Origin of the sequence: Reyranella sp., from assembly GCF_030651995.1 — a bacterium.
Taxonomy (GTDB): Bacteria; Pseudomonadota; Alphaproteobacteria; order Reyranellales; family Reyranellaceae; genus Reyranella.
Window position 1 is genome coordinate 97,494 of sequence record NZ_JAUSBN010000026.1, and the last position, 16,990, is coordinate 114,483.

General features: G+C 66.3%; 15 protein-coding genes and 1 pseudogene. 3 read left to right on the top strand and 13 right to left on the bottom strand.

Going from position 1 to position 16,990, the window contains the following annotated elements; genetic code table 11:
- Positions 1-16: 16 nt before the first annotated feature.
- Genes Q7V45_RS07530 through Q7V45_RS07540 form a run of 3 tightly spaced genes read right to left on the bottom strand, consistent with a single transcriptional unit; the run spans position 17 to position 3,824 of the window.
- Entirely contained in the window at positions 17-1,600 is a 1,584-nt protein-coding gene (locus Q7V45_RS07530; RefSeq protein WP_304849464.1) for an acyl-CoA carboxylase subunit beta, read from the bottom strand.
- Positions 1,601-1,608: 8 nt separating this feature from the next.
- Positions 1,609-3,195, bottom strand: a complete 1,587-nt coding sequence (locus Q7V45_RS07535) for an AMP-binding protein (protein ID WP_304849467.1) — start codon at positions 3,193-3,195, stop codon at positions 1,609-1,611.
- Complete coding sequence (locus Q7V45_RS07540; RefSeq protein ID WP_304849470.1) at positions 3,192-3,824, bottom strand: TetR/AcrR family transcriptional regulator; 633 nt, start codon at positions 3,822-3,824, stop codon at positions 3,192-3,194. Before Q7V45_RS07540 ends, Q7V45_RS07535 begins: the two co-directional genes overlap by 4 nt.
- Before the next feature lie 73 nt (positions 3,825-3,897).
- On the opposite strand from Q7V45_RS07540, the gene Q7V45_RS07545 reads away from it, so the two are divergent.
- Complete coding sequence (locus Q7V45_RS07545; RefSeq protein WP_304849474.1) at positions 3,898-4,896, top strand: tripartite tricarboxylate transporter substrate binding protein; 999 nt, start codon at positions 3,898-3,900, stop codon at positions 4,894-4,896.
- Positions 4,897-4,903: 7 nt separating this feature from the next.
- Complete coding sequence (locus Q7V45_RS07550; protein ID WP_304849477.1) at positions 4,904-5,128, top strand: acetyl-CoA carboxylase biotin carboxyl carrier protein subunit; 225 nt, start codon at positions 4,904-4,906, stop codon at positions 5,126-5,128.
- A 12-nt stretch (positions 5,129-5,140) separates the two neighbouring features.
- On the opposite strand, the gene Q7V45_RS07555 is transcribed toward Q7V45_RS07550, so the two are convergent.
- From Q7V45_RS07555 to Q7V45_RS07585, 7 genes are all read right to left on the bottom strand, one after another.
- A complete protein-coding gene (locus Q7V45_RS07555; RefSeq protein ID WP_304849480.1) occupies positions 5,141-6,148 on the bottom strand; it encodes an ABC transporter ATP-binding protein in 1,008 nt (335 codons plus the stop codon).
- Positions 6,145-7,158 carry an ABC transporter ATP-binding protein gene (locus Q7V45_RS07560; protein WP_304849484.1) on the bottom strand — a complete coding sequence of 338 codons (1,014 nt, stop codon included), beginning with the start codon at positions 7,156-7,158 and terminating at the stop codon, positions 6,145-6,147. The genes Q7V45_RS07555 and Q7V45_RS07560 overlap by 4 nt, the downstream gene beginning before the upstream one ends.
- Positions 7,155-8,030: an ABC transporter permease gene (locus Q7V45_RS07565; protein ID WP_370692563.1), complete on the bottom strand. Its 876-nt coding sequence runs from the start codon at positions 8,028-8,030 to the stop codon at positions 7,155-7,157. The genes Q7V45_RS07560 and Q7V45_RS07565 overlap by 4 nt, the downstream gene beginning before the upstream one ends.
- Position 8,031: 1 nt before the next feature.
- Positions 8,032-8,973: an ABC transporter permease gene (locus tag Q7V45_RS07570; RefSeq protein ID WP_304849487.1), complete on the bottom strand. Its 942-nt coding sequence runs from the start codon at positions 8,971-8,973 to the stop codon at positions 8,032-8,034.
- Between the two features lie 67 nt (positions 8,974-9,040).
- Entirely contained in the window at positions 9,041-10,621 is a 1,581-nt protein-coding gene (locus Q7V45_RS07575) for an ABC transporter substrate-binding protein (RefSeq protein ID WP_304849490.1), read from the bottom strand.
- A 67-nt stretch (positions 10,622-10,688) separates the two neighbouring features.
- Positions 10,689-12,161 carry a M81 family metallopeptidase gene (locus tag Q7V45_RS07580; RefSeq protein ID WP_304849493.1) on the bottom strand — a complete coding sequence of 491 codons (1,473 nt, stop codon included), beginning with the start codon at positions 12,159-12,161 and terminating at the stop codon, positions 10,689-10,691.
- A 7-nt stretch (positions 12,162-12,168) separates the two neighbouring features.
- On the bottom strand, positions 12,169-13,062 hold the full coding sequence (locus Q7V45_RS07585; RefSeq protein ID WP_304849496.1) for a polysaccharide deacetylase family protein: 894 nt from the start codon (positions 13,060-13,062) through the stop codon (positions 12,169-12,171).
- 100 nt (positions 13,063-13,162) lie between these two features.
- On the opposite strand from Q7V45_RS07585, the gene Q7V45_RS07590 reads away from it, so the two are divergent.
- Positions 13,163-13,387 carry a hypothetical protein gene (locus Q7V45_RS07590; protein WP_304849499.1) on the top strand — a complete coding sequence of 75 codons (225 nt, stop codon included), beginning with the start codon at positions 13,163-13,165 and terminating at the stop codon, positions 13,385-13,387.
- Between the two features lie 17 nt (positions 13,388-13,404).
- On the opposite strand, the pseudogene Q7V45_RS27020 reads toward Q7V45_RS07590, so the two are convergent.
- From Q7V45_RS27020 to Q7V45_RS07605, 3 genes and pseudogenes are all read right to left on the bottom strand, one after another.
- A pseudogene (locus Q7V45_RS27020) lies at positions 13,405-13,755 on the bottom strand (NAD(P)-dependent oxidoreductase); the annotation flags it as partial.
- 152 nt (positions 13,756-13,907) lie between these two features.
- A complete protein-coding gene (locus tag Q7V45_RS07600; protein ID WP_304849505.1) occupies positions 13,908-15,962 on the bottom strand; it encodes a TRAP transporter permease in 2,055 nt (684 codons plus the stop codon).
- A 154-nt stretch (positions 15,963-16,116) separates the two neighbouring features.
- Positions 16,117-16,830, bottom strand: coding sequence for a TAXI family TRAP transporter solute-binding subunit (locus tag Q7V45_RS07605; RefSeq protein WP_304849508.1), 714 nt, complete (start codon positions 16,828-16,830; stop codon positions 16,117-16,119).
- Positions 16,831-16,990: the final 160 nt, after the last annotated feature.

The following is a 16,990-nucleotide window of genomic DNA, read 5'->3' on the forward strand; positions in this document are numbered from 1 at the left end:
GGCAGGTCGTCTGTCGTCAGATCGGCGCGATCGAGCGGAATTTGGGCGGATGGTCGGCAGGCCGGCGCGGTTGCGCGGAGTCGAATATCTCGACGACCCGGCGGCGCGTGTCGCGCGGATCGATGATGTCGTCGATGCCGAATCCCTCGGCAGCGCGCAGCGCGCCGATGCGCGCCCGCGTCTGGTCGATCATCTCGGCTCGCCGCGCAGCCGGGTCCGGCGCCGCCTCGTAGTCCTTGCGGAAAGCCACGTCGATCGCACCCTCGATCGACATGGCGCAGATCTCCGCCGAGGGCCAGGCGAGCGCGGCATCCGAGGAGAAGCTGCGGCCGCCGCACATCGCGAAGTAGCCAAGGCCGTAGCCCTTGCGCAGCACGATGGAGACACGCGGCACGGTGGCGTGTCCCCATTCAAACACCAGCTTGGCGCTGCGCCGGCCGAGGCTGGTGCGCTCGGCACTCGAACCGATCGAGAATCCCGGCACGTCGATGAAGGAAACGATCGGCAGACCGAACGCATCGCACAGCGCGATGAAATGGGCCGCCTTATCGCAGGCATCGCTGTTGATCATGCCGCCCAGCCGCAACGGCTGGTTGGCGAGGAAGCCAACAGCACGTCCCCCCAGCCTCGCGAAGGCCGTCACCATGTTTCCCGCGAATGTCGGCTTCAGCTCGAACAGCGTGCCGGGATCGGCGATCTCGCGCAGCACCTTGCGGACGTCGTAGGCCTTCCGGGTCGAGACCGGCACCAGGTCGAGGATCGAATCGGGCATGCGGCCGAGCGGGCGTGGTTCGGCGATGGTCTGTTGCGGCGCGCGCGCATTGCTCGGCAGGAACGAGAGGAAACGCTTCGCCGCTGCGATGGCTTCGTCTTCGTTGTCCACGCCGAGGTCGGCGATGCCCTGGCGATCGACCTGCACGTCGGCACCGCCCAGCTCCATCGCGTCGATGTCCTCACCGGTCGCCGCCTTGACCAGGGCCGGGCCCGCGATGCCCATCGTCGAGAGACCGCGCACCATGACCACACAATCGGCCATGCCGGCATAGTTGGTGGGGCCGGCGAAGCCCGCTCCCAGCATCAGCGCCACCATGGGCACCCACCCCGACGCACGCGCGAAGTTGTGGAAGGTCCCGTTGGCGTTGGCGAAGTGGCGCGCATCCTGCCCGTCCTGGATGCGGTGCCCGCCGCCATCGAGGATCATCACCAGCGGCAGGCCACGCGTGATGGAGACCTGCAGTGCACGCTGGACCTTGGCGCTGCCCAGCTTGCCGATGCTGCCACCATGGACGGAGAAATCCTGCGAGAAGACGACGACGGGCCGGCCGTCGACCTGTGCGGTGCCGGCCACCACGCCGTCCGCGGGAGACTCCGTGCGCACCGGAAACCTGTCGGCACCGATCCCGTCCTCCTCGGCCGCAACAAACCCACCCATCTCGCTGAATGATCCGGCGTCGACCAGCCGCGCGATGCGCTCGCGCGCGCTCAATCGCCCGCGCCGGGCGAGCTTCTCCATCGCGGGCTGGCGGGCCGGATCGTCGATGGAGGCCCGGACCGCCTCCACACGGTCGAGCAGGTCGCGCATCGTGGGATCGCCTGACATGGTCGCTCCTAGGAAGACATCTTGGTGAGGCGCTCGCGGCGCACGCGAATGCCCACCGCTTCGCGATCCCAGGTATCGGGCGTGACGCCGTCGGCGCGCAGCAGGTTCTTCTGCACCTTCTGCGTCGGTGTCTTGGGCAGCTCCGGCAGCACGCGCACGTAGCGCGGCACCATGAAGTGCGCCATCCGCGGCAGCAGGAATTCAAGGACCTCGGCAGGATCGATCGCCTTGCCGGCGACAGGTGCGAGCACGGCAAGAACCTCGTCCTCGCCAAGCTCCGACGGCACGGCGACGGCGGCGGCCTCGCGCACTGCGGGGTGGGCCATCAGCTCGGCTTCGACCTCGAAGGAGGAGATGTTCTCGCCGCGGCGGCGGATCGCGTCCTTCAGCCGGTCGACGAAGAAGAAGTTGCCATCGGCGTCACGTCGGAACACGTCCCCCGTGTGGAACCAGCCATTACGCCAGGCGCGCGCCGTGGCCTCGGGATTGTTGTGATAGCCGTGGTTCATGGTCCACGGCGTATCGCTGCGCAGCATCAGTTCGCCGGTCACGCCCGGCGCGACCTCGCAGTCATGCTCGTCGACGATGCGCGCCTCGATGCCGGGGCGTGGGCGACCACAGGTCCCGCGGACCGAGGGATTGCGCTCCGACACCAGCGGCCAGGAAGTCTCGGTCATGTTGAAGGTCGTGTAGACATCGACGCCGAAGCGGTCGGCGAAGGCTTCCGAGGCGTCGCTGAGCGGCACGAGCACGACCTTCTTGAGCGTGTGGTCGCGATCCCGCGGGCTCGGCGGCAGCTTGAGCAGGAACGGCACCATGGCGCCAAGAAGCGTCAGGCAGGTCGTGCGGGTGGCCCGCACGGTGTCCCAGAACGAGTTGGTGTCGAACGCCTCCACCAGCGCGATCGAGCCGCCCTTCACCAGCATCCGATAGATGGCACCCGTCCCTCCGGCATGGAACAGGGGCAGGTTCACCATGTTGCGGTCGTCGGCCGTCGCCGCGTAGAAGGCATTGGCCGCCGATGCCGCATGCAGGTAGGAACACAGCACCCCCTTCGAGGGGCCGGTCGTCCCGGAAGTGTAGATCACCGACTGCGTGTCCCACGGCATGATAGCCCGCGCGGGAGCCTCCGGCGCACCGCCCGGTTGCCGCAACGACTGCGCGCTTTCGATCGGTACACGACGCTGGATGGCCGCCGCATCGATCGCGTCGAGGCGTGGCAGCAGGTCGGGATGGCCAACGATCAGGCGCGCCGCCGAGCTGCGCACCGCATGTTCAAGTATCTGGCCGCGATAGGCGAGGTTCAGCGGGATATAGATCGCGCCGAGATAGTTGATCGCGAACCAGATTCGCAGCGCCTCGGGCCCGTTGGGCAACCACGTCAGGACCGGCTCGTCCTGCTGCACGCCCAGCGCCTGCAGCGCCGCCGCGGTTTCAAGAACCTGGTCGCGCAGCTCGCGATACGTCCAGGTGGCACCGCCGTCAGCGAACTGCACGAACACCTTGTCCGGCGTCTCGCAGGCACGGCGGTCGAGCAGCGGCCGCAGCACGCACTCCTCGGGTGCCAGGATGCGCTTATCGCGCCAGGAGGTCATTGCAGTCGCACCAGGTGGGAGAGAAGGATCTTCTTGGACCGCGCAAAGTCCGCATCGGAGCGATCGAGCAGGTACTGGATGACGAGGCCACGCATCGCCCCAAGCAGGAAACGCGCCTCGCCTCGGCAATCGACGCGCCTGTCGATTTCACCGGCGCGCCGGGCCTCTCGAAGGTTGTCAGCGAGTCCATCGCACCAGCGGCCAGTGACGAGCGCGACATGCGACTGAAGCTCGGGCATGACGAAAAGCGATTCGGTGTAAATCGAATAGAGCGCCGCCGTGGACGTCGCGTCGCGCTCGACGCTGGCCAGATGCGCCTCCATGCGCAGCCCAACCGCCTGCATACCCCTCGCCCCGACCAGCACCTTCGAGATATGCGCCTGGAACCACGCGTCCATCGCGTCGAGTAGAGCCATGATCAGCCCCAGCTTGGTGCCGAAGCGCTCTACCGGCAGGCCGCGGCTGTAGCCGGCCGCCACCCCGACATCGGCCAGGCTCGTTCCTGACACGCCGCGCTCAGCAAACAACCGGGCCGCAGCACGCAACATGCGGCGGTCCGATTCCTTGCGGCGCGTCGCCTGGGTGCGACGCGGCCTCGTGACCGAAGCCTCTTCTGTCGAGGAAAGCATAACATCCACTGATTACTTGCTTGTCGATCAGCAAGTATCATATGATATCTCGACAAGAACCAGTAGAAAGAACATGACGATCCACGGAAGGATCAGGCGCCGCCGCTTCATGGCTGTCGGCGCGGCGGCGAGCTCATTGATGCCTGCGGGCGCCTTTGGCCAGGCACCGGACTGGCCGAGCAGGCCGGTGCGGTTTGTCTGCGGCTATGCGCCCGGCGGATTGACCGATCTGTTCGCCCGCCTGGGCGCGGAGCATTTCGCGACCAGGTATGGCAAGCCCTTCATCGTCGAAAATCGCACGGGTGCAGGCTCCATGATCGCCGGCGACATCGTCGCCAAGTCACCACCCGACGGTTACACGCTGCTGTTCACGAACTCGACGGCGATGTTCCAGAACCAGGTGGTCTTCAAGAGCGTCCCCTATGACGCGGCGAAGGACTTCACGCCCGTCTCCATGCTCTCGGCCGACAAGGTGCCGCTCTGCGTCCACTCTTCGGTGCCGGGCAACAGCGATCTCGCCGCCCTCGTCGCCTATGCGAGGAAGAACAAGACCAGCTTCGGTACCACTGGCATCGGCTCGCTTGCCCACATCTTCTGCATGAAGCTGAACGACATCTTCGGCATCCAGATGGAGCCGGTCCACTATCGCGGGGAAGCGCCGATGTGGGCCGATCTCTCGGCAGGCGTCACACAGGCCGCCTGCTCGACCTTGCAGGGTGCCTGGCCGGCGATCCAGGCCGGAAGCGCCAGGCCTGTCGCCGTGCCGACCAGGACGCGCTCGCGCCGACTGCCCGACGTGGCGACCTTCCACGAGCAGGGAGCCACTCATCCGTATCTGCTGCTCGAAAGCATGGTCTGCTGTGTCGCACCGACCGGCACACCCGTACCGGTCATCGAGGCGCTGTCGGCCGGAATGGTCGAGATGAACGCGCAGCCGCGCATGCGGGAATTCGTCGACAAGTTCGGCCTCGATGAGGGCGCGCAAGACCGCGCCAGCTTCGCGACCTTCATCCGCGAGATGGGCCCGCTGCTCACGCAGGCCGTCCGCGAACTCAACATCGAGCCGCAGTGAGGCGTACATGAAAGCCGTTCCGCTCAAGTCGGAAATCTCGGGCACCGTCTGGAAGATCGAGGGAGCCGTCGGCGCCGAGGTCGAGACCGACGACGTTCTGCTCATCCTCGAATCGATGAAGATGGAGATCCCGGTCCTGGCGCCCAGGAAGGGCCGGATCGTGGAATTTCGGGTCGGCGAAGGCGATTCGGTCGCCGAGGATCAGGTCGTCCTGCTGTTCGAGCCGTCCTGACGCGACACAGCCCTACGGTGCGGTGAGCGGTCCCGGATCGCCGCCCACCGGCCGGCGCAGGCAGGCGACGTGATGGCCGGGCGCCACCTCGAGCAACGGCGGGTCGGTCACGCGGCATTCGGCGGTCGCATAGAGACAGCGCGTGTGGAAATGGCAGCCGGGCGGAGGCTTTGCCGGGCTCGGCACGTCGCCCTGCACGATCTTCTTCCTCTGCCCGCGGCGCTTCGGGTCTGGCGCGGTCGCAGCCGACAGCAGCGCCTCGGTATAGGGATGCAGCGGCTGCGTGAAGAGCGTGCGCTTGTCGGTCAGCTCGACGATGCGGCCAAGATACATCACGGCGATGCGGTGGCTGATGTGCCGCATGACCGCCAGGTCGTGGCTGATGAAGAGATAGGCGAGCCCGTATTCCTCCTGCAGGTCGATCAGCAGGTTCAGCACCTGCGCCTGCACCGACACGTCGAGCGCCGAGACCGGCTCGTCGGCCACGATCACATCGGGATTTACCGACAGAGCCTTGGCGATGCCCAGCCGCTGGCGCTGGCCGCCGGAGAATTCGTGGGCGTATTTGCGCGCCGCCTCGGGCCGCAGGCCGACGCGGCGGAACAGCTGCGCCACCCGCTGGTCGCGATCCGCGCCCCTGGCGATCCCGAAATTCTCCAGCGGCTCGCCCACGATGGTGCCCGAGGGCAGACGCGGGTTCATCGAGGAGTACGGGTCCTGGAAGATCGTCTGGATGCGCCGGCGATGGGTCCACATGGCGCCGGGCTTGAGCGCGGTCACGTCCTCGCCCGCCAGCACGATCTTGCCGGCGGTGGGCTCGATCAGCTTCAGCACGACCTTGCCGATCGTCGACTTGCCGCAGCCCGATTCGCCCACCAGGCCGAGCGTCTCGCCGCGGCGGATCGAGAAGGTGACGCCGTCGACGGCCCTCACCGCGCCGACCTGGCGCTGCAGCAGGCCCCCATGGATCGGGAAGTGCTTCACGAGCCCTTCGACCTGCAGGACGGGCGCGTCGCTCATGCCGCCCTCCGCACGCGGTCGATTTCCCAGCAGGCCACCAGATGGCCCGCCCCGGCATCGACCAGCGGCGGCCTCTCGCTTCGGCAGCGGTCGGTCGCGAAGCCGCAGCGCGGCGCGAAGGCGCAGCCCACGATCGGCTGGGTCAGGATCGGTACGAGGCCGGGGATCTCCTGGAGGCGGGGCCGCGTGCCAGCGGCATCGGCCTCGACGTCGAGCCGCGGGATCGCCCCCATCAGGCCGCGCGTATAGGGATGCAGCGGCTCCTCGAACAGGGCCTCGACCGGCGCCTGCTCGACCTTGCGGCCGGCATACATGACGACCACGCGCTCGGTTGTCTCGGCCACGACGCCGAGATCGTGCGTGATCAGCACGATGGCGGTGCCGGTCTTCTCCTTGAGCTCGATCATCAGGTCGAGGATCTGAGCCTGGATGGTGACGTCGAGCGCCGTCGTCGGCTCGTCGGCGATCAACACCTGTGGATCGCAGGACAGCGCCATCGCGATCATGACCCTCTGGCGCATGCCGCCCGAAAGCTGGTGGGGATACTCGTCGAGCCGGCGCCGCGCATCGGCAATGCGCACCAGGTCGAGCATCTCGAAGGCCCGCTCGCGGCCCGCCTTCCACGACACGCCGAGATGACGCACGACGTTCTCGGCGATCTGGGTACCGACGGTGAGAACCGGGTTGAGGCTGGTCATCGGCTCCTGAAAGATCATCGAGATGCGATGGCCGCGCAGCCGCTTCATCTCCTCCTCGGAGAGGGTCGTCAGCTCCTCGCCCTCGAACTTGATCGAGCCCGAGGCGATGCGGCCGGTCTCCGGCGGGATCAGCCGCAGGATCGACATCGCGGTCACCGACTTGCCGCAGCCCGATTCGCCCACGATGCCCAGGGTCTCGCCGCGGGCCACGTCGAACGACACGCCGTCGACGGCGCGCACGACGCCGTCCAGGGTGCTGAACTGCGTGTGCAGGTCGCGGACTTCGAGGATCGCGCCCGGGGTGCCGGTCACAGGCGCCTCGCCAGGCGCGGATCGAGCCGGTCGCGCAGGCCGTCGCCCAGCAGGTTCACCGCCAGCACCGTCACCGCGAGGAACGTACCCGGGATCATGATCGTCCAGGGCGCGATCTGGAAGAAGGTACGGCCCTGGGCGATGATGTTGCCCCAGCTCGGCACCTCCGGCGGTACGCCGGCGCCCAGGAAGCTGAGGCCCGCCTCGGTCAGCATCGCCGAGGCACAGACATAGGTCGACTGCACGATCAGCGGCGCCAGCGTGTTGGGCAGGATGTGGCGCGTCAGCAGCTTCCAGTTCCGGGTGCCGCCCGCGATGGCGCTTTCGACATAGGGCTGGGCACGGATGGAGAGCACGACGGCGCGCACCACGCGCACGATGCGTGGCACTTCCGGGATCACGATGGCCACGATCACAATGCCGAGGCCCGGCCGCGACAGGGTGATCAGCGCTATCGCCAGCAGGATCGACGGGATGGCCATCAACCCGTCCATGATGCGCATGACGATCGAATCGACCCGCCGGAAGTAGCCGCAGGCGAGACCGAGGGCCAGACCCAGGATGCTGGAGATCGCCGCCACCGACAGGCCGACGATCAGCGACACACGAGCGCCGTAGACCGTGCGCGAGAAGACGTCTCGGCCGAACTGGTCGGTGCCGAACCACCAGCGCTCCGAGGGCGGCCGCAGCCGATTCACGGGCGCGATCTTGAACGGGTCGTTGGTGGCGATGAGGGGCGCGAACACGGCCATCACGACCAGGACTGCGAGCAGGACGCCACCCAGGGCGACGGTCGGATTGCGGCGGATCGCCCGCCACATCGAGAAGCGGCGGGCCGGTGGCAGGGCGAGGTCGTCCGCAATGATGGCCATGTCAGTACCGGATCCGCGGATCGAGGAACGCGTAGGAGATGTCGATGACCAGGTTCACCAGCACCTTGGCGCCGGCGAACACCAGGATCAGCCCCTGCACCACCGGATAGTCGCGCTTCAGCACGGCATCGACGGTCAGGCGGCCGAGGCCCGGGATGTTGAACACCGTTTCCGTGATGACCACGCCCGAGATCAAAAGCGCGATGCCGATACCGATCACCGTGATGATCGGCACGGCGGCGTTCTTCAGTGCATGCAGCAGCAGCACGCGGCCGGTCGCCAGGCCCTTGGAGTTGGCGGTGCGGATATAGTCCTGCGACAACACCTCGAGCATCGACGCGCGGGTCGTTCGCGCGATCAGCGCCATGTAGGTGATGCCCAGGGCCAAGGACGGCAGGATCAGGCTCTCGACGAAGGGCCAGAGCCCTTCCTTGATGGGCTGGTAACCCTGGACCGGAAGCATCTGCCATTGCACGGCGAAGAAATAGATCAGGATATAGGCCAGCACGAACACAGGCATGGCGAAGCCCAGGACGGCAAACCCCATGACCACGCGGTCCACCCATTTGCGCACCTTCCACGCCGCCAGCACGCCGATGGGAATCGCCATCGCGACCGCCACGAAGAGCGTGGAGAGCGTGAGGGCCACCGTCGGCTCGAGACGCTGCGAGATCAACCGCGTCACAGGAAGGTTCGAGAAGATCGAAACTCCCAAGTCGCCGCGCAAGAGCTGCGTCACCCAGACGAAGAATTGCTCGACCATCGGCCTGTCGAGGCCAAGCTTGGCGCGAACGGCCTCGATGGCTTCGGTCGTGGCATCCTCGCCGGCGATGATCGCCGCCGGATCGCCCGGTGCGAAGCGCAGCAGGAAGAAGACGAACAGCGCCACCACCGCCATGACGGGCAGCGTGGCGAAGAGACGACGGACGATGTAGGCGGTCACGGCGAGGCCTTGCCCGAATCAGGCAAGGCCTCCTTGCGCGCGACGGCTACGCATACTCGATACGACATTATTTCTTCGTGATTCCCCAGAGCACGGCGAGACCCGTGTTGGGCACGACACCATCGATCTTGTCGGCGCGAAAGGCGAGCGGCGTGTCCCACTGGCCGAACGGAACGTAGACCACCTGCTCCATCGCGCGGGCCTGCAGCTCGTTGGCGATCTTCTTCCGCTCCTCCTCGGTCTGCGCCATGCCGAAGGCGTTGCGCAGCTCCTCGATCTTGGCGTCGCAGGGCCAGCCGAACAGGCCCTTGTCGCAGGCCGCGCCGATCCAGGTGTGCAGCACCGGATTGGCCGACCCGACGCCGCCCGACGTCGTGACGAAGATGTTCCAGCCACCTTGGGCCGGTGGATCCTTCTTGGCTCGCCGGGTAACCACCGAACCCCAGTCCATCGACTGCGCATCGACGTTGATGCCGGCCTCGCGCATCGCCTGGATCAGGACCTGCGTCGCCGGCGTGATCGTCGCATGGTCGGTCGCCGACAGGACGGTGATCGGTTCGCCCTTGTAGCCCGCTTCCTTGAGGAGCTGCAGGGCCTTCTTGGGATTATACTCCTTCATCCACTCGCGGCCGCCGGCGCTCTCGTACGGCCCGCCGCAGGTCAGCAGCGCCGGGCAGACCTTGTAGTATTTCGGGTTGCCCACGATGGCGCGCAGGAAGTCTTCCTGGTTGATCAGGTAGTACATCGCCTGCCGTGCCTTCACGTTGTCGAACGGCGGCTGGAGATGGTTGAGGCGGATGAAGCCCTGCGTGCTGTCGATCTTCCCGGTCTTCAGCAGCTTGACGCCGCGGGCCTTCTCGAGCATCGGCAGAAAGTCGTTGGGCGGGTTCTCGTAGAAGTCGATCTCGCCGTTGACCAGGGCCGACATCGCCGTTTGCGGATCGGAGATCCAGACCAGCTCGATGCGGTCGACGCCCGGAATCTTGGCGCCGGCGAAGGACGACGGAGCCTCGGTACGCGGCTGGTAGTCCTTGTTCTTGAGATAGACCGCCTTGCTGCCCGGTACCCACTGGTCTTTGGCAAACATATAGGGACCGGAGCCGACCGCTTCCTTGATCTGCTGCTGCGGATCGGTCAGCGCATCCTTCTCGCGCATGATGGCGGGGATCGAGCTGCTGGTCTTGCCCAGCGATTCGAGCACCATGCCATAAGGCGCTTTCAGCACCATGGTGAAGGTCTTGTCGTCGACCGGCTCCATCTTCGTCACGAAGCCCATCAGGCGCTGGCCGACGCCGTCCTTGGCACCCCACCGCTTCAGCGAGGCGATGACGTCCTTGGTCGTGACGGGGGAGCCGTCGTGGAACTTGAGCCCGTCGCGCAGGGTGAAGGTGTAGGTGAGCTTGTCGGGGCTGACTTCGTACTTGCCGACCATCTGGGGATGCGGCTTCTGATCGGCGTCGTTGCCGAACAGCGTGTCGTAGATCAGCGCCCCGTGAATGTTGGCGATCGTCTGCGTCGTCCAGACCGGATCGATGACACGCACGTCGGCATGCATCACGGCCTTGAGGACTTTCTCCTGCGCCATCGCCTGGCCCGCGGCGAAGGGAACGGCCAGCGCGAACGCGCCCGCCAAGATGCGTTTGAACATGTCTTGAACTCCCTTACTCCCCGAAGCGAGTATGCAAAGCAGCGCTCCGCTTTGTCCAGCTTCCCGGTTAGTAGATCAGGCCCCGCGGCGCGGCATGTTCGTCGAGCGGCCAGATCGGACGCTCGGCCTTCGTGTAAGGGACCTTGCGGTGGTCGCGCGGGAGCGGGCCGCTCGATTCGACGTAGATCACCTTTTTGGCGATCGGCCCGTAGGCCGCCATGAAGTGGTTGGTCGACTTCACGACCACGATCTTCCGCCGGGTCGGGTCGATCCCGACATTGGTGAAAAGCTCGAGCCCGGTCGCCTGCGTACGCTTGGCGTTCAGGACGACCTCGACCCCGCCGATGCGCACCGCCGCGCAGTCGCCCACCGGCACCTGCGTCGGCCCGAATTTCTGCCAGGCATCGCGCTTCAGGCCCACGATCTCGACCTCGGCATCGACCGGCTGGCCGGAACTCGGTGCGATCTTGCCGCCGAACCGCAGGCCGATCCGCGCCCCGAGTCCTGCGTCGAAGCAGATGCGGACGGCGATCGGGTCCCAGATCGGACCGAGGCAGGCACTTTCGACGTTCTTCTCGATCAGGTGCCGCAGGATATCGGTATTGTCCGACGGCGCGCCGCCGCCGGCATTGTCCGACGGATCGGCGATCACGACCGGCAGGTCGTTGAAGGCCACGCCCTCGCTGACGCCCGCAGCGATGCCAAGGGACTGCGGTGCCGTCTTGCCGCGCAGCCCCACGAGTTCCTCGCCCAGCTGCGTCGCCAGCGCATCGGCCTTCTTCTTGTCGCCGTCGGCGATCACCAGCACGCGCGTGCCGATCTCGGGCACGTCGCCGTAGGGGAAGCAGTGCGCGATCGACACGGACAGGATCCCGTCCTTGCCTTCCATCGCCATGAGGCGGTCGACGAGGCCGCGCATCGGCTGGATCGTCGTCGGATAGCTCTGGATCTGGCGGCAATCATAGACCGACATCACGGGCTTCACCTTGCCGCGCAGGGTGGCCAGAACGAGGTCGAGCACGTCCTCGGCCCGCGCGACGACGTCGGTGTGGGGAAACTCCTTGTAGAGGACGATGATGTCGGCGTTGGAGACGCGCTTCATCGTCAGATGGCAGTGCGGGTCGAGCTCGACGCCGATCACGCATTTGGGCCCCACGAGGGCCCGGCACCGCTCGATGATGTCGCCTTCGACGTCGTCGTAGCCATGCGCGACCATCGCGCCATGGAGACCCAGCAGGAGCCCGTCGACCGGCAGCGCAGCCTCGAGCTGGCCCAGGATCTCGTCGCGCATGGTCTCGTAGTCGGCACGGTTGGTCGTGCCGGCGGGGCTGGCGGCAAAGCAGCTTCCCTCAATCAGTTCGAAGCCCTCTTCCCTCGCCCGGGCGCGCGCCACGAACAGCGGCGCGGTGCACATGCGCGGCGCATCGGCCGGATGCTCGCCGGCCCGGAAGAACACCGACTCGCGATAATTTTCCAGGCTGGTCGGGAGGGGAGAAAAGGTGTTGGTCTCGGTCGCCAACGTGGCCGTGAACAGACGCATGGGACTCCTAGGGAACGATACCGTGGGGAAGAGACAGGCAATGCCGGGCGATGGCGCCCGGCGTCGTGAGCCAGATGCGGTCGCGATGTTTCGCGATGTGACGCAGCGCACGCTTGAGGTGCCGCAGACGGTGCGGCTGGCCCACGATATAGGCGTGCAGTGCGATCCCCATGACGAGCGGCCGCGCCTTCGACAGCTCCATCATCTCGTCGAACTGGTCGATCAGGATTTCGGCGAACTGGGCGGCCCCGTCCTTACGGCCGACGATCGAGGGGATGTCGTTGGCTTCCTGCGGATAGGGCACAGAGAGGATACGCTTCTCACCACGGCAGCGAAACCAGACAGGCTGGTCGTCCATACACCAGTCCAGCATGTAGCCGTAGCCCGCCTCCGCCAGAAGGTCGGGCGTCACATGGCTGTGCGAAATCCACGGGCCGAGCCAACCCTCTGGCGGACGGCCCTCTTCCGCCGCGATCCGGTCGGTCGCCTCCTTTATGAGCAGCTTTTCAGCCGGTTCGTCGAGGATACCCTGGCGTTCGGCATTCGTGCGGCCATGTCCCACGATCTCATCGCCGCGGGTACGGCAAGCTGCCACGAGTTGCGGGGCATAGTCATACATCGCACTGTTCACGAGGGCCGCCAGCGGCAGACGAAGCTCGTCGAAGACATCGAGCATGTACCAGACGCCGACGCGATTTCCGTAGTCGCGCCAGGCATAGTTGAGGATGTCGGGTTGCGGTCCGCCGGGCGCCAGCTCCGCTCCCAGCCCCTCGCCGAACGAGAAGTGCTCGAGGTTCAGTGCGAAATAAACGGCCAGCCTGCGATGGCTGGGCCACGAATAATCAGGTCGGCCTCGCAAAGGGACGTAGTCATAACGACCGTGGGACTGTAGCTTCATCATCGAAACGTAGCGTCTGAAACGCGGAAGGGCTACGGGCGCAGACTTGGATGAAGGGCGGACGCCCCTCTTTCCGGGCTACCGGCGGCAGCTCGACAGCTAAGTGGCCGACATCAAGAACGTCTCTTCAGGGGCGTTCGGCGGCGCCATCACCGCCGCGCTCTATCTCAAGGAGCTCGTGCCCAACGACGTGCCGTGGGCGCATTTCGACATGATGGTCTGGAACAATGCCAGCCGGCCGGGCGAGCCCGAAGACGGCGAGGCGGCGCACGGATTGGTGGCGCCCGCAATGTGCGGCGTGACCTGCGCCCCGGGGGGCGTCCAGTAGCGATGGTCCGGCGGCAGCGGCTCGATGTTGAACACGTCGAGCGCCGTACCGGCGAGATGGCCTGAGTCGAGTGCGGCCAGCAGCGCCTCGTCGACCATGTGGCCGCCGCGCGCCATGTTGAACAGATTAGGCGCCCTTCGGCTGCTTCGCCAAGGCGCCGGCGTTCAGCACTCCGTTCGTGTCGCGGGTGAGCGGCAGCACGTTGACCAGGTGTTCGCTCTCGCCAGCAGCCGATCCAGCCCGTCGGGGCCGTGGAAGGTCTTGACGCACTGTACCGCCTTGGGCGTGCGGCTCCAGCCCATCGTCGGGAAGCCCAGCAGGGCGAACTTCCTGGTGGTGTCCTGCCCGATCGTGCCGAGGCCCAGCACGCCGACGCGGCGGCTTCCAAGCCAGCGCGACCTCGATGTCGTCCTTGTTGCCGAGCTTGTCGAGGGTACGGAAATCGATCGGGCCGAGACCCGCTTCGAGGACCTTGTTCCAGAGAACGCCGTCGGTGTCGCGGCTGATGTAGGCGATGGCGTCAGGCGTGGCGTGTCCGGAAGACATAGTGCTGCAGGGCCCAGGCGGTCGCCGCCAGGAGAATGCCGGCGACGTCGGTGACCGTGCCCGGGATGATCAGGCAGATCGCGGCCGTGGCCAGGATCGCGCGTGGCATTGGCGACAGCGCCTCGGTCAGCCATCCCTCGGTGGCGCAGGCGAGCAGCCAGACGCCGGCCGCGGCGGTGACGAAGACATGGGCGATCTCCCAGAAGCTGCCCTGGCCCAGCAGCGCCGGGCTGTAGAAGAACATGAACGGCACCAGGAAGGTTGCCAGCCCCATCTTCACGGCGATCCACGACGTCTTCCACGGATCGCCCTTGGACATGCCGGCGGCGGCGAACGAGGCCACCGCGACCGGCGGCGTGATCGCCGACAATACGGCGAAGTAGAAGATGAACATGTGGGCCACGAGCTTGGGCACGCCGATCTGTTGCAGGCCCGGCGCCACCACCGCCGCACCGATCGCGTATGCCGCGGTGGTGGGCATGCCCATGCCGAGGATGGTGATGATCACCATGGTGAAGATCATGGCGAGAAGCTGGTTCTGGCCGGCGATCGCCTGCATGATCTGGGCGAAGCGGCCACCGACGCCGGTGAGTGCGATGACGCCGACGATGATGCCGGCGGCGGCACACACCGCCACGAGCTGGATGCAGTCCTTGGCGCCTGCCTCCAGCGCCTCGACGATGGCGCGTCCGCCCATCACGTCATCGCCGCGCCGCCATCGCAGCCCTCCGTCTTCACGGCGAAAGCCGTTCAGCCAGCTCACGGCGACGCACAGCGCCATGCCGAGGCCAGCCGCGAGGAAAGCCGAGTAGCCGGTGACGAATGCCCAGATCAGCACCGCTATGGGCGCCAGCATGTAGAGTTTGATCAGCAGCGGTCCGAGCCGCGGCAGCTCGGCACGCGGCAGGCCGCGCAGGCCGTGCTTGGCGGCGTGCAGGTCGCAGTGGGCGTAGCAGGCGATGTAGAACAGCAGGCAGGGGATGATCGCGGCCGCGGCAATCTCGGCATACTTGATGCCGGTCGCCTCGGCCATGATGAAGGCGGCGGCGCCCAGCACCGGCGGCGTGATCTGTCCGCCCGTCGACGACGTCGCCTCGATGGCGCCGGCGGTGTTCCGGTCGTAGCCGACGCGCCGCATCATGGGGATCGTGACCGCTCCCGAGGCGACGACATTGGCTACCGACGAGCCGCTCACCGAGCCGAACATGACGCCCGACAGCACGGCGACCTTGGCCGGCCCGCCGCGCGCCCAGCCGACCAGCGCCACCGCCAGATTGTTGAAGTACTCGCCCGCCTTGGAGCGTCCGAGGAAAGCGGCGAACACCGTGAACATAATGATGAAGGTCGACGATACTTCGAGCGTCGGGCCGAAGATGCCGAGGTTGCTGTAGATGTAGGGGAAGGTGAACCAGAGATCCCTGAGCGACTTGTTGTGATAGAGCGGCGAGCCCTCGGGAAAGACGTGGCCGAACATGGCGTACAGGATGAATGCGCCCGCGATGATGGTCAGGGCGTTACCGGCGGTCCGGCGCGTGAACTCGAACACCACGACCAGGCCGACCAGGCTGTAAACCAGGTCGGGCGTGCTGTAGAGCGCACCTTGGTTCATCTGCAGCTCGTCGAGGTTGCGCCACATGTAGACGGCGCAGCCCAGAGCGCCCAGCATGAACAGCCAGTCGTACCAGGGTATGCCCCGCGTGCCTCGGCCCTTGGCGATGCTGTAGAAGCCGAAACCCAGGGTGGCGCCCCAGGCAAGGTGGATGGCCCGGAACAACTCCTGGTCGATATTGGCGGCGACCGCGCGAAAGAAGACCTGTCCCAGCCCGAAGGCGGTATCGATCTCCCTGACGATGACGGGCCCCACCAACACCCACAGGTGAAAGCCGGAAAACGCGGCGCACAGCCAGAAGAACAGCTTCTGCTCCCAGGGCCGCTGCTCGCGGCGGCCGCCCGCGTATTCGAGGTCGTCGACATCGACTTGCCCGACATCGCTTGCGTCGGCCGTTGCCTGAATCTTGGTCCCCGCCATCCTGCCTCCCCGTGGCCGCCGCGGACTATCGCCGCGGTCGCCCATGCCCCTGTCGCTTGCTTCTTAGCAAAACGCCCGCTCCGAAGGGAGCGGGCGTTCTGTCGTGGGGCCTGCGATCCGGTCTTTTAGGCCGGACCGAAGCGCCAGGGTCGGGTCACTTCGGCATCGTGGCTGCCGGGAGCTGGATGCCCTTCTCCTTGTAGTAGCGCACCGCCCCGGGGTGGAACGGCAGGAAGGTGTTGGCCTTGGCGTTGGCCGCAATCGTCTCGGACGCGGCCGCATGGCCCTGCATCATGGCGGCGTTGTTCTCGAGGATCGTCTTGGTGACGAGGTAGGCCACATCGTCCGACATGCTCTTGTTGGCGATGGCAAAGTTGTAGAGGCCGATCGTCTTCTGGTCGGCGGCCATCGATTTGTAGGTGCCCTTGGGGATCACCGTGTCCGAGAACTCCGGCATCTTCTTGCGGATTGCATCGCGCTCCGCGTCGGTCCAAGTGAAGAACACGACCTCCTTCTCCGCGTCGAGCTGGGAGAAGATCGGGATCGGCAGGCCGGCCCCGAAGCAGAAGGCATCGAGGATGCCGTCACCGAGCTGGCTGCCCATGTCGGCGCCCTGGCCGTTGCGGATCGTGGCCTTCATGCCGAGGGCATCGAAGATGAGCGGGAGATAGGTGCCAGGCGTACCGGCCTTGGGGCCCACACCGACAGTCTTTCCGTCGAGCTGCTTGAAGCTGGTGATTCCTGACTTCTTGAGAGCCACACACTGCAGCGGCGTGTCGTACATCGGGAACAAGGCGCGGATGGCCTCGTACTTCTTGCCCTTGGTCCAATCACCGGTGCCGGTCCATGCCTGGAGAGCGATGCCCATGTAGTCCGACATTCCCCGAATGAAGCTGCGGAACGGGGTAAGTCCTATCATTCCGCCGAGTTTCGGGGAATCTATGGTCGGCCGGCACCTTTCTCCCGGCGCTCCTGCCGTGTTCACCGCCCAAAGCGACGTCTGACCCGTCGATTCGGCTCATTTTTCT